The organism is Flavobacterium sp. (assembly GCF_043760115.1).
Lineage (GTDB): Bacteria > Bacteroidota > Bacteroidia > Flavobacteriales > Flavobacteriaceae > Flavobacterium.
In genome coordinates, this window is sequence record NZ_JAYUPK010000153.1 from 24,073 (window position 1) to 34,981 (window position 10,909).

At 27.4% G+C, this 10,909-nt stretch carries 11 protein-coding genes; 6 read left to right on the top strand and 5 right to left on the bottom strand.

The annotated features are described in order from the left end of the window. The 3 genes from ACH2BC_RS13200 to ACH2BC_RS13210 all read right to left on the bottom strand — a co-directional run bounded on the left by ACH2BC_RS13200 (position 1) and on the right by ACH2BC_RS13210 (position 2,751). Positions 1–660, bottom strand: coding sequence for a response regulator (locus ACH2BC_RS13200; protein ID WP_395054473.1), 660 nt, complete (start codon positions 658–660; stop codon positions 1–3). Then, positions 657–1,436, bottom strand: a complete 780-nt coding sequence (locus ACH2BC_RS13205) for a sensor histidine kinase (protein ID WP_395054474.1) — start codon at positions 1,434–1,436, stop codon at positions 657–659. Before ACH2BC_RS13205 ends, ACH2BC_RS13200 begins: the two co-directional genes overlap by 4 nt. A gap of 646 nt (positions 1,437–2,082) precedes the next feature. Further along, positions 2,083–2,751 (bottom strand): hypothetical protein, encoded by a 669-nt coding sequence (locus ACH2BC_RS13210; RefSeq protein ID WP_395054475.1) that lies wholly within the window; start codon positions 2,749–2,751, stop codon positions 2,083–2,085. A gap of 266 nt (positions 2,752–3,017) precedes the next feature. Between ACH2BC_RS13210 and ACH2BC_RS13215 the strand changes: the two genes are divergently transcribed. The 6 genes from ACH2BC_RS13215 to ACH2BC_RS13240 all read left to right on the top strand — a co-directional run bounded on the left by ACH2BC_RS13215 (position 3,018) and on the right by ACH2BC_RS13240 (position 8,302). Continuing rightward, entirely contained in the window at positions 3,018–3,650 is a 633-nt protein-coding gene (locus ACH2BC_RS13215) for a hypothetical protein (RefSeq protein ID WP_395054476.1), read from the top strand. A 20-nt stretch (positions 3,651–3,670) separates the two neighbouring features. Continuing rightward, positions 3,671–4,489, top strand: a complete 819-nt coding sequence (locus ACH2BC_RS13220) for a hypothetical protein (protein WP_395054477.1) — start codon at positions 3,671–3,673, stop codon at positions 4,487–4,489. A 161-nt stretch (positions 4,490–4,650) separates the two neighbouring features. Further along, the gene (locus ACH2BC_RS13225; RefSeq protein ID WP_395054478.1) at positions 4,651–5,073 is read left to right on the top strand and encodes a hypothetical protein; all 423 of its coding nucleotides are present in this window, start codon (positions 4,651–4,653) and stop codon (positions 5,071–5,073) included. 52 nt (positions 5,074–5,125) lie between these two features. Beyond that, positions 5,126–7,132: a TonB-dependent receptor plug domain-containing protein gene (locus ACH2BC_RS13230; protein ID WP_395054479.1), complete on the top strand. Its 2,007-nt coding sequence runs from the start codon at positions 5,126–5,128 to the stop codon at positions 7,130–7,132. A 40-nt stretch (positions 7,133–7,172) separates the two neighbouring features. Continuing rightward, positions 7,173–7,514, top strand: coding sequence for a heavy-metal-associated domain-containing protein (locus ACH2BC_RS13235; RefSeq protein WP_395054480.1), 342 nt, complete (start codon positions 7,173–7,175; stop codon positions 7,512–7,514). A gap of 107 nt (positions 7,515–7,621) precedes the next feature. After that, entirely contained in the window at positions 7,622–8,302 is a 681-nt protein-coding gene (locus ACH2BC_RS13240) for a DedA family protein (RefSeq protein WP_395054481.1), read from the top strand. A 332-nt stretch (positions 8,303–8,634) separates the two neighbouring features. On the opposite strand, the gene groL is transcribed toward ACH2BC_RS13240, so the two are convergent. Continuing rightward, positions 8,635–10,263, bottom strand: a complete 1,629-nt coding sequence (groL, locus tag ACH2BC_RS13245) for a chaperonin GroEL (RefSeq protein ID WP_395054482.1) — start codon at positions 10,261–10,263, stop codon at positions 8,635–8,637. A gap of 62 nt (positions 10,264–10,325) precedes the next feature. Continuing rightward, positions 10,326–10,601, bottom strand: coding sequence for a co-chaperone GroES (groES, locus tag ACH2BC_RS13250; RefSeq protein WP_395054483.1), 276 nt, complete (start codon positions 10,599–10,601; stop codon positions 10,326–10,328). Positions 10,602–10,909: the final 308 nt, after the last annotated feature.

The following is a 10,909-nucleotide window of genomic DNA, read 5'->3' on the forward strand; positions in this document are numbered from 1 at the left end:
TTATAAAAAAGGTTCGGTTAATTTATTTTTAAAAGAAAACAAGACTAATCCAACTTTAGATTTTATGCCAAATCTATCAAACAATGCTACTCTATAATTTTCTAATGACTTTACAGAAAGTCCCATTTTTAAAGCCATTTGCTCATAGGTATATTCATTTTCATTACAAACCATTGTTAAAAATTCGTGCTCTCTTTTAGATATTACAATATCAGATTTTTTAAATTTTATATTATTATCTTCATAGTTCTTAATGCGTTTTAATATTTCTGAAACATTATTATAACCAATAGTAGCAATATTGTTAATAGCAAATTTTAAATCGTGTGCAGTACAATTTTTGTTTAAAAAACCTCTTGCGCCATAATTGTATGCTTCGTTAATTATATTTTCGTCAAAGTGTTGCGTCAATAATAAAACTTTGAATTCTTCTTCTAGTTCTTCTAGTTTTTTAAGCACTTCAATTCCGTTAAGATTTGGCATAGAATAATCTAGAATATACATATCTGGCTTTTTTTCTAGTGGCAATGCGGCAAGAAAATCAACACCATTTTCAAATTCATAGGTAACTTTTATATTACCCAATTTGTGTAATAATTCTATTAAACCTTCACGAACAATTTTATGATCGTCTATTATACAAATGGTAATTTGACTCATATTATTTTTTTTATTTCTTGAAGAATTACAGTTGTTCCAATTGATAGTTGCGATTCTATTTCGAAGTTATACTTAATTAATTCAGCTCTAATAATGCAATTTTTTATTCCAATAGAATTTGACTTGTCAGATGATTTATTTTGGTCAAATCCAATGCCATTGTCCTGAATTATAATTTTAAAATTAGGATTATTTGTAATAGAAATTTCTACTTTACTTGACTTTGCGTGTTTTAAAATATTGTTTAGTATTTCTTGAAATATTCTATAAATTACAATTTGTTCATCGGTTGTAAATTTTTTATCAATTGCATCAATTTTAGCATCTATTGTAAGTATTTTATTTTTTTTAATACGTTCAATTTCTTGATGAATAGCTTCAACCAATCCGTTTTCAATAAGCCAATTGTTATTTAATGAATGGCTAATGTTTCTTAATGAAGTTGCTATTCTAGAAACCGATTCAGAAATTGGATTTAAATCATTTTGACAATCTGGATAATCTAATTTTAAATTTTCTAATTGAAAGTTAATTACGGTTAGTTGTTGACCAGCATCATCATGTAAATCTTGAGAAATAGAATGTAATAATTGTTCTTGAGTTTCTAGAATAGATTGGTTTAATGTTTTTTGAAATTCAATCTCATTTTGATATATAACAGCATTATATTTTTTTATTTTTTGAATGTAAAGTTTGATAATTATGATGCAAAACAATACAACTAGACTTATGAATAGTAAGCTTATAATAATTCCAAAAGCAACATCTTTAACCATTTTGTAGTTTTCGTTCTTTGTATATGTAAAGGTTTATTAGTGTGTAGTAGATTATGTTTACTAAAAAGGAAATAAAAGTATATAATTTAATATCCATAAATAAATAGGTTGAAGTCAATTCTTTACTTTTAAAACCAAACATAAAACTCAATCCAATAAAAAATAATAGTGGAGCACATATAAGTAGAAATTTATTAGTTTGAAAAAAGGATAAATTTTCTTTTTTTAACTGAATTGCACTTTCATAAATAAATAAAATCAAATAACAAAGTGAACCTAATACAAAGGTTTGATAATTAAATTTAAACAAACCTTTGTTAATGATGATATCTAAAATTGAAATACTTATAAAGGTAATGATGATTAAATTTATAAAAGTTAATTTAAAATGAAACCTTAAAATTATAATCCATATTGAATGATGAAGTATTACATAAAAATTAGAAATAAAACCTAATTTAAAATTATAAAAACTACAAATCGAATTTATAATCTCTGTTACTAAAGCAAGCAACAATAATGAAAATAAACATTTATTTATAATTGTAGTCTTTTTTAAAAACAAGCAACAATATATAAATGTAAATAAAACAATAAATTTAATTGGATTTATGTAGTTAAAAATTGTAAACATCATTTTTTAATTTTAGAACGGACTTAATATTGCTGATTTTACTCCGCTTTTAAATCCTGGATCATCTGATAAATCATAAAAATTATTTTTTACAGAAAACACATATTCAACTTTACTATTAAATCCAGTAAAAGTAACATTGGCTTTAGTGAAAACGAATGTATCATAAGGTTTTAATGAATTTACAGAAGCAACTCCTTTTAATAAAGGAATAGAATAACAAGTTTTATCTAAACTAAATTTATTTACGAGAGAAATTTTACAGTCATTATTATCAATATCTTCTATGCATAAATAATATTTGTAACAATTATAATCTGATTCTTGTTCTTTAACTCGAATCATATTATTTATTTCAGACCAAGTAAAGGGATAATATTTAGGTGCTTGATTGTATTCGTTTAAATAAGATAATACTATTTCATTATATTTACCCACACCAATATTATGAGTTTCTTCACTACACAGATAAACTTTTGGATTACAAAATTTTTGAGGATTTTGAAATAACCAAAGTGCTCTTTCTTCTGGAGTACTTCCTTGAATTTCTTTTTTTAATTCTTCACAAAGAGTTGAATCTTGAATTGCATCAACTTTAGATGATGATACTTGTGTTTCTTTTTTGCAGCTCAAAAAGATTCCTAAAAACACTAATAATAATAATAATGTAACTTTTTTCAAAATGATATAATTTAAAGGTTAATAATTTTTTTACAATACTAAGTTTAATATTCTTTTTAAAATTAGGGAAAACCCTAATATAACTCAATAAAACACCTAATAGTGTTAAAAGTTAATAAATATAATCATTTTTTATAAAAATTATAGAATTCTACATTAATATACTGTTAAGGAAAAATCCTTTTATGGTTTAGGGTTTTCCCTAAGAATGGTTTTCTTGTTGTTATTAGGTTTGTGGTGTTATTAATCAATTAAAAATACAAATTATGAAAACTTTTGAAAAATTCATTGAAGAAAATTATAAGGGATTTAATTTTATTTCAATTGCAAGCGAAGCAATTTTACCCGGAGTGATTTTAAATAGTGACGACAGAATTATAGATAATCTTAATAGAATTTTCCCAGATCAGCAATCGATAAAATGGCAAAACAAAATTATAAAAGCAAATATGCCTAATCATATTATTTCTGGAGAGAGAAAATTAGATTTTGGTGTGACATTACTAGGATTATTATCTTTAAAAGTAGGGACTGAAAAAAATTATAGTATTTCTTTTGAATTTAATGATGTTAAAGAAATAGTTTTCGACACTCAAAACGGAGGTGTTTATGAAAATGAAATTAGAAATATGATAATGCTTTTGAAAAAATCTAACAGAGATACATGGAAAAGCATACTTCATGAAAATGTTGTAATGGAAGTAGTGATAGTTAAGAAAGTTACTATTGAAATTAAGCAAAATGGAAAATTAATGGGTGAGATTGATATTCAGAATATTAAAAATGATTTAAGTATTAATGGATCTTACACTTGGAATACGCTGGGAAAAATGGTTATAGAAAACGAACAAAATTTACCATTTGGAGTTTTAGATTTTCAAATTAAAAGATTAATGTAAATTAATAGAATTATAATATTATGGAAAATATAGACAAAAATATAGTTTTTGAAACTCCAAAAATTGAAGTTCCTGAAATAAATAATTTAGAAACAAAAAATTTAGAAATTGAAAAATTTAAAATTAAATTAAATTTTTTTAAATGGATTTTTGGCTCATTTCTAATAGTTGTTTTAACAATAATAATAAATTGGGGTTTTAAAGATAGAGCAGTTGGAATGTCAGAATTATTACAGTATGATAGATATGCAACAGAACTTATAATTTTAAATGATAATCCTGTAAAAAAAAGGATGTTAGCTCAATTTTTTGCTAATGTAACTCCTTCTGACAAGTTAAAATGTGGTTGGAAAGATTATTATAGAGAGGTTGATAAAGAATATCTAAGTTTAGTTAAACATTACAAATCCATAGTAGATACAGATAAAAAACTATCAAAAAAAGATACTTTAATAATGAGTATTGAAGAAAAAACAAACTACAAAAATAATACTTTCGAACTAAAAAAATTGGATAGTTTATTTAATGTACCAACAATAATCCCGCAAAACAATTTTTTGAGTACATACAAAAATCCAACAATGTATATTCAATATTCAAATAAAAAAAACAAAAAAAATGTTTTATCCATACAAGAAAATTTTAATTTAAAAAAATGGAATGCTCCAGGTATTGAATTTAAAGAGAATGGCTGCGATAACACAATTAGATATTTTAATGATGAAGATAGAGAGATTGCTAATCTAGCAAATAGTTTATTAAATAATAAATTTTTAATAAGAAAAGTAAATGGCAAATCTCCATTAGGTCAAGTAGAATTATGGATAAATAATGATTAAACTATCAAACTATAATTAAAAAAATTTATTAACCAAAAATTCATTAAAAATTAGTAGTAGGTTTTTTAGTTTTTTGTAAAACGTTTTCAGTGCAAGCTGAAGGCGTTTTTTTATAATAACATTTTAATAAATAATAAAATGTTTTCTATTACATTTGCACTATGCACTTTAAAAAACAAATAAGTTTATTTATAGCTTTTTTCGTATTGGTTTCCAATTCGGGATTGGCATTTAATGTGCATTATTGTCAAGATAAAATTGCATCTATTTCCTCTGTTTTTTCTAAGGAAGAAGTTTGTGAAATGAAACCGAAACTTGAAGAAAAAAGTTGTTGCGCCAAAGTTGAACAAACACACAAAGAATGTTGCTCAGACAAACAAGTAATTTTAAAAAGCAAGATTGAAAAATGTCTAAGCTCTAAAACTTTATTTCCGTTAGAAACTGTTTTAAGTAATTACAAAACTTTTTTAATTGAAAATTCTAACCATAATACTATTTTTTATTCTAAAAATGTTGGTTTTTATTGCTATGCAAATGCGCCACCATTTTACCAACTTTATTGCCAATATACTTTTTACGCCTGATTTATTTTTTAAATTATAATCTTCATAATTTTTAAAAATAAATCAATTTATAATGAAAAAAACAATAGTTTTTCTATCGTTGGTTTTTTCAATTACTACTTTCTCTCAAGAAAAATTAGACGAAGTAAAAATTGTAACCAAGAAAAAAGGATTGCAAAAATCACTTACAAAAGTTACCAATACAACCGTTGTTACTAGTAAAGAATTGCTTAAAGCTGCTTGTTGCAACTTGGCAGAAAGTTTTGAAACTAATCCGTCAATAGATGTAAATTTTGCCGATGCATTAACTGGAACTAAACAAATTAAAATGTTGGGTTTAACCAGTCCATATTTAATGATTACCGAAGAAAATATTCCTTCGGTTCGTGGTGCATCGCAAGCTTATGGATTATCTTTTACGCCTGGAACTTGGGTAGAAAGTATTCAAATTACAAAAGGCGCAGGAAGTGTTGTTAATGGTTACGAAAGTATATCTGGACAAATAAATACCGAGTTAATAAAACCAATGAAAGACATTCCGTTTTTTTTAAATGCGTATGGTTCTACCGATTCTAGATTTGAATTAAACACTCATTTCAACAAGAAAATTTCTGATAAATGGGCAACAAGTTTGTATGTTCATGGCAACACAAGAGTATCTAAAAATGATATGAATGATGATGGTTTTCTTGATAATCCGTTGGCGAAACAAATAAATTTAGTCAATCGTTGGCAATATGCAAATCCAGAAACTGGTTGGGTTTCGTTCATTAATTTTAAATATATGAATGATGAAAAACAAACAGGCGAAATAGATTTTGATAAAAAAAGAGATAAAGGAACAACCAACTTTTGGAGTTCAGAAATCAATACAGAACGATTTGATTTTGCTTCTAAAATTGGCTATGTTTTTAAAGATATGCCTTATCAAAGTATTGGTTTTCAAAACGCATTTAGCAACCATAATCAGCAATCGTATTTTGGTTTAAACAACTATAATATTAAACAGCAAAGTTATTATTCTAATATTATTTTTAACTCGATTATTGATAATACAATAAATAAATTTTCTACAGGTGTAAATTTTACTTATGATAACTATTCAGAGTTTGTAAACACATTTGACGTAAGTAGAACAGATAATTCTGCAGGAGCTTTTTTTGAATATACTTATGATAATAACGATAAATTTAGTTTAATTCTTGGCGGAAGATTAGATTATCACAATAGGTTAGGAGTATTTATTACACCAAGACTGCATGCAAGATATAATCCTTGGGAAAAAGGAGTTGTGCGTTTTTCAATAGGAAGAGGAAAACGAGCAGCTAATATTTTTGCCGAAAATCAACAATTTTTTGCAAGTTCTAGAGTATTTTCTATTCTTGATACTGGTGGAAAAATATATGGTTTAAATCCAGAAATTGCTTGGAATTATGGTATGAGCTTAACTCAAAACTTTAAACTATTTGGTAAATCTGCCGATGCAACAGTAGATTTTTATAGAACCGATTTTCAAAATCAAGCCATTGTTGATGTTCTGCAAAGTCCTCAACAAGTTTTATTTTATGATTTAAAAGGAAAATCGTTTGCCAATAGTTTACAATTGGATTTTAATATTGAATTGATAAAACATTTTAATTTGCGAACTGCTTATAAATATTACGACATTGAAACTGATTATTTATCTGGAAATTTCCAACGTCCTTTGCAAGCCAAACATCGTTTATTTGCCAATTTAGAATTTGAAACACATATAATTGAAAAAGGAAAACAATGGAAATTTGATTACACAATAAATTGGCTTGGAAAACAACAATTACCAATAACGTCGAGCAATCCAGAAATTGATAGATTGCCTACTTTCTCACCATCGTTTGCAGTTATGAATGCCCAAATAACAAGAACATTTTCTAGTACTTTTGAAATGTATGTTGGTGGAGAAAATATTGGTAATTATCGTCAGAAAAAAGCGGTTTTAGGTTCTAATAATCCTTTTGGCTCAACATTTGATACGTCAATAGTGTTTGCTCCAGTTTTTGGACAAATGTATTATGCAGGATTGCGATTTAAAATTAAATAAAATACATTACAAAAAATTTACAAATTATTAAAAATATAAAATGAAGAATTTATTTATTGTACTTGTAGTATTTATGGGATTGTTTTCATCTCAAGCTCAAGAAAAGAAAAGTAAAAATGCCAAATATAATTTTGATGTTAATGGTAATTGCGAGCAATGTAAAAAACGTATTGAAAAAGCAGCATATTCGGTTGCTGGAGTAAAAAGTGTTGATTGGAATATTGATAATCATAACTTGCAATTGATTTTAAACGAACAAAAATCATCATTATTGGATGTTAAAAAAGCTGTTGCAAATGTTGGTCACGATACAGATGAGGTAAAAGCTAGTGATGAAGTGTATAAAAAGCTTCACAGTTGTTGTTTGTATGATAGAGATTAAAGAGATTTTCTAACAAAAGTATTTTTTATTTATAACATATTTTTAATATCAAATTCAAGAAATAATAATTACTTTCACAAACTTATTTATTTATTAAAATTTTCTTTATGTCTGACTTCGATTGGAAACAATTATTTAACCCAGAATTTTATATATTACTTGAGCTTGGCGGAATTAAAATAGGACTTTATGTGGTTTTATTTATAATTTTTGCAGAAACAGGATTGCTTGCCGGATTTTTTCTTCCTGGTGATAGTTTGTTATTTCTTTGTGGAATTTACAGCGAATCTTTAATGAAAGAAGTAAGTTTAGGAAACGACTTTTTAAATGTAGTTTTATTAGCCAGTTTAGTTTCTATTATGGGAATTGTTGGTAATATGGTTGGTTATTGGTTTGGATCTAAAAGCGGAAGTTACTTGTTTAAAAAAGAAGATGGATTTTTCTTTAAGAAAAAATACATTTATCAATCTAAAGAGTTTTTTGATAAATATGGTACAAAAGCAATAGTATTTGCAAGATTTTTACCAATTTTAAGAACCTTTGCTCCAGTAATTGCAGGAATTGTAGAAATGGACAAAAAGAAATTTATGTTTTATAACATTTTGGGTTCTGTTTTATGGTCGTTTACAATGATTTTTTCAGGACATTATTTATATGAATTGTTTTTAAACCAGTTTAATATTGACTTAAAACACTACATAGAATATATAATAATTGCAATAATTTTAATTACTACGTTTCCTGTTTTGATGAAGTTTTTAAGAAAGCCAAAAATAACTAAAGAGTAATTTTTAAAAACGTAAAAAAAATCCGTCTTGTTATAAAACTAGACGGATTTTTTATTTATTCTATTCTTAGTAATTCGTAAATATCACTTAGTACTTCGTAAATATCACTTCGTACTTCGTATATATGACTTAGTACTTCGTAAATATCACTTCGTACTTCGTATATATGACTTTGTACTTCGTATATATCACTTCTTACTTCGTATATATCACTACGTACTTCGTATATATCACTTCTTACTTCGTATATATAACTTCTTACTTCGTAAATATTACATCGTACTTCGTATTTATCACTTCGTACTTCGTATATTTCACTTCGTACTTTAAAATTACATCATTCCAGGCATTCCACCACCCATTGGGCTTCCACCAGCATTTTCTTCTTTAATTTCAATTAAAGCACATTCTGTAGTAAGAATCATTCCAGCAACCGAAGCTGCATTTTCTAATGCTACACGAGTTACTTTTTTAGGATCAATAATTCCAGCTTTTAGCATATCAACATATTCGTCCGTTTTTGCATTGTAACCAAAATTTCCTGTTCCTTCGGCAACTTTTGCAACTACAACAGAACCTTCTAAACCTGCATTTTCTACAATTGTTCTTAATGGAGATTCTACTGCACGAGAAATAATTTGAATTCCTGTAGCTTCATCTGAATTTTCTGCTTTTAGAGATGATAATACTGCTTTTGCTCTTAACAATGCAACTCCACCACCAGCAACAATTCCTTCTTCTACAGCTGCACGAGTTGCGTGTAAAGCATCGTCAACTCTGTCTTTTTTCTCTTTCATCTCTACTTCACTTGCTGCACCAACATAAAGAACTGCAACGCCACCAGCTAATTTAGCCAAACGTTCTTGTAACTTTTCTTTGTCATAGTCAGATGTTGTAGTTTCCATTTGAGATTTAATTTGGTTGACACGATTTTTAATTAAATCTGCCTCTCCAGCACCATTTACAATGGTAGTATTGTCTTTGTCAATAGTAACTTTTTCTGCTGTTCCAAGCATTTCCAATGTTGCATTTTCTAAAGTGTGTCCACTTTCTTCTGCAATTACGGTTCCACCAGTTAAAATTGCAATATCTTCTAGCATTGCTTTTCTTCTATCTCCAAATCCTGGAGCTTTTACTGCAGCAATTTTTAATGCACCACGTAATTTATTTACCACCAATGTTGATAATGCTTCGCCATCTACATCTTCTGCAATTATTAATAAAGGTTTTCCAGATTGAGCAATTGGCTCTAAAACAGGAAGTAACTCTTTTAATGATGAAACTTTTTTATCATACAATAAAATATATGGATTTTCAAGCTCTACATTCATTTTCTCTGGATTTGTGACAAAATATGGCGATAAATATCCTCTGTCAAATTGCATACCTTCTACAACATCTACATAAGTATCTGTTCCTTTTGCTTCTTCAACTGTTATTACTCCTTCTTTTCCTACTTTGCCAAAAGCAGTTGCAATTAAATCGCCAATTATTTCGTCATTGTTGGCAGATATTGATGCAATTTGTTTTATTTTTTCAGAATCGCTTCCTACTACTTGAGCTTGTTTGGTTAAATCGGCAACAATTGCTGTTACAGCTTTGTCTATTCCTCTTTTTAAATCCATTGGATTTGCGCCTGCAGCTACATTTTTTAATCCTTCTTTTACAATTGCTTGTGCAAGTACAGTTGCAGTTGTAGTTCCATCTCCAGCTAAATCATTGGTTTTAGAAGCAACTTCTTTAACCATTTGTGCGCCCATATTTTCTAATGGGTCTTTTAATTCTATTTCTTTTGCAACTGTAACTCCATCTTTAGTTACGTTTGGTCCTCCAAATGCTTTTCCTATAATTACATTTCTACCTTTTGGTCCAAGTGTTACTTTTACTGCATTTGCTAATGCGTCAACTCCACGTTTTAAACCGTCACGTGCTTCTATATCGAACTTTATATCTTTTGCCATTTTTGATTTTTTTTATTTTTATACTATTGAGACGTTGCAATGCAACGTTTCTACGATTGATATTATATAATTGCCAGAATGTCTTCTTCGCGCATTATTAGATAATCTTTTCCTTCTAACTTTAATTCGGTTCCTGCATATTTGCCATACAAAACTGTGTCGCCAACTTTTACTGTCATTGGTTCGTCAACTTTTCCGTTTCCTACTGCAAGTACAATTCCTTTTTGTGGCTTTTCTTTGGCTGTGTCTGGAATAAAAATTCCTGATGCTGTTTTTGTTTCTGCTGCTGCTGGCTCAACGATTACTCGATCTGAAAGCGGTTTAATGTTTAATGCCATATTTTAAATTATTTAATTATTTATTGTTTGTATTTTAGTTTTCAGAAATTATGCCAATTGATTGAAACTGCCAATTTTTCAGATTTTGATTTACTTCATAAATAAGTAAGACATAAATTTTTTAGCCCTGATAGGAATGAAAATCCTTTTTTCAATTGCCTTGGGTTTAAACCCAAGGCAATTGAAAAAAGATTGTAATGGATAGCAGGAAAATGGATAGTTAATAAAGACCAAGCCATTCGCTACTGATATTCATCAGCACAAGTTTTAATTAAAAAAAAATCCCGATTACTCGAGATTTTAATATT

Bases quoted from the DNA above. Each gene is read 5' to 3' on its own strand.
- ACH2BC_RS13200 (WP_395054473.1), bottom strand. From the start codon at position 660: ATGAGTCAAATTACCATTTGTATAATAGACGATCATAAAATTGTTCGT.
- ACH2BC_RS13205 (WP_395054474.1), bottom strand. From the start codon at position 1,436: ATGGTTAAAGATGTTGCTTTTGGAATTATTATAAGCTTACTATTCATA.
- ACH2BC_RS13215 (WP_395054476.1), top strand. From the start codon at position 3,018: ATGAAAACTTTTGAAAAATTCATTGAAGAAAATTATAAGGGATTTAAT.
- ACH2BC_RS13220 (WP_395054477.1), top strand. From the start codon at position 3,671: ATGGAAAATATAGACAAAAATATAGTTTTTGAAACTCCAAAAATTGAA.
- ACH2BC_RS13225 (WP_395054478.1), top strand. From the start codon at position 4,651: ATGCACTTTAAAAAACAAATAAGTTTATTTATAGCTTTTTTCGTATTG.
- ACH2BC_RS13230 (WP_395054479.1), top strand. From the start codon at position 5,126: ATGAAAAAAACAATAGTTTTTCTATCGTTGGTTTTTTCAATTACTACT.
- ACH2BC_RS13235 (WP_395054480.1), top strand. From the start codon at position 7,173: ATGAAGAATTTATTTATTGTACTTGTAGTATTTATGGGATTGTTTTCA.
- ACH2BC_RS13240 (WP_395054481.1), top strand. From the start codon at position 7,622: ATGTCTGACTTCGATTGGAAACAATTATTTAACCCAGAATTTTATATA.
- groL (WP_395054482.1), bottom strand. From the start codon at position 10,263: ATGGCAAAAGATATAAAGTTCGATATAGAAGCACGTGACGGTTTAAAA.
- groES (WP_395054483.1), bottom strand. From the start codon at position 10,601: ATGGCATTAAACATTAAACCGCTTTCAGATCGAGTAATCGTTGAGCCA.